Raw genomic sequence first — 1,709 nt, 5'->3', positions numbered from 1 at the left:
AGTTGCCCTCGAACCACTCCACATGCGCCTCGCCCTCGAAGGCGAGGATGTGGGTGCAGAGGCGGTCGAGGAAGAAGCGGTCGTGGAGATAATGACGGCGCAGCCGGCGAAATCTTCCAGCGCGCGGAGGGGTTCGACGTCCAGATCGTTGGTCTGTTCATCTAGCAGAAGCACGTTGCCGCCTTTCTTGAATTGTCGGTCTGGCGGAGTTGGGCAGCATGCCGATCATTCGGTGCCTCTATCGCTTCCACGACGCAGTCTGGCATACCGAAGAGGCACCTCATGCATGCGCACAATACTCTTGCTTAGAACCTGACATTCTGATCTCGTCTCGGAAATTGAGGAAGTACAGACGTCAACGCAGGCCCAGAAAACCCTCCCGTTGAGCCTCGACATTTGTTTTCCGGACTCGTTGAACTCCGTCACATAAAAGGCTGTGGTATGTTAAAATGGTATGATGAGCATCATGGCAAAGTCCACGGAGTTCCTTTTTCCTTTGTTCAGGACAATTTTGATCAGGCCAAGACCACACAAGACCATATCGTAGTTTTGAAACCCAAGAGCTTCTTTGACAAATACGCAAGAATGGAGCCCCCTAGTTGTGTTCTGGAAGTTGGCGTTTTCGAAGGTGGATCTTTGTTGATCCTCGCCACCATGTGGCCGGACGCTCGGTTCCTGGGAATGGACTTAAGAAACCAGAACGATGACCTTCTGTCATTGATCGATCGGTTTGGCTGGGCAGATAGAATAGATATCGAATACGGCGTTGATCAGACCGATCGGGAGAAAGTCCTTCAATTGCTGGATGAGAAGATGCCGACACCCGATCTTGTGATCGACGACGCGTCTCACCTCTACCAACCGTCCAGAAAGACTTTTGAGACTGTATTCCCGCGCCTGGCTGCCGGCGGCAAGTACATATTGGAAGATTGGGGCTGGGCGCATTGGAGATCATGGCCAAGCTTCGCGCATTATGAAGGGCAGACGCCATTATCGAACATGGTATGGGAGTTGGTGATGTGCAGCGCAACGTCACCTTCAATCGTGGAGGATGTGTGGGCGAATTCCGAATTCGCCATCATACACAAGGCGCTGACGGCTCCTTGTTCGAGCGAACCCGTATCGCTTTCATCATTGTATACGTGTCGTGGCGTGGATTTGGACGAGCACCTGATCGGAGCTCTGGCTGAGCGTGACGCCGTGTCTACCAAGCTTGAAGCCGTTTCATTGGCGCTTGGTGTCGCCTCGGCCGAACGTGATACCGGTTTGGCAGAGCGTGATACCGCATTGGCGGAGCGCGATGCCGCATTGGCGGAGCGCGATGCCGCAATTGAGAACTTCAACCGTGCTGACCGAGACCGTCGAGCACGAAGGTCCCGGCTTGCGTATTGGATTGACTACCTCGACTTCAGGATTCACCTTTTCCTAAGTCGCGCTTCCTTTGCACCCAAGTCGTTTCGAGAGCGCTTTGCAAAGGCAGCGCAGAGCCGCAAGCGCGCGTGCTACAAAGACACGAACGCAGGTTCGAGCTAACCGACACACCATCCAATTTGCCCGAGCGGGCGGTCGGTGTTCTGGCGCATAGGGTGGCGATGTCGGTCCTTGGCAACTCGCCTTTGGCTATGCACCAGGAAATTATCGCGTGAACTTCTTGTACTTCACCCGCTTCGGCTCCAGCGAGTCCGGACCAAGGCGCCGTGCCTTGTCTT

General features: G+C 54.5%; 1 protein-coding gene and 1 pseudogene. One reads left to right on the top strand and one right to left on the bottom strand.

Annotated elements, in window-relative coordinates; all coding sequences use genetic code 11:
• A pseudogene (locus AX756_RS25415) lies at window positions 1-198 on the bottom strand (energy-dependent translational throttle protein EttA); the annotation flags it as partial.
• A gap of 243 nt (window positions 199-441) precedes the next feature.
• Here AX756_RS25415 and AX756_RS24675 point away from each other — a divergent pair.
• Window positions 442-1,533: a class I SAM-dependent methyltransferase gene (locus AX756_RS24675; protein WP_068318523.1), complete on the top strand. Its 1,092-nt coding sequence runs from the start codon at window positions 442-444 to the stop codon at window positions 1,531-1,533.
• Window positions 1,534-1,709: the final 176 nt, after the last annotated feature.

The organism is Aliiruegeria sabulilitoris, assembly GCF_001558155.1.
Classification (GTDB): domain Bacteria; phylum Pseudomonadota; class Alphaproteobacteria; order Rhodobacterales; family Rhodobacteraceae; genus Tropicimonas; species Tropicimonas sabulilitoris.
Note: the sequence above shows the minus strand (reverse complement) of the source record. Positions and strands in the feature narration are given on the sequence as shown.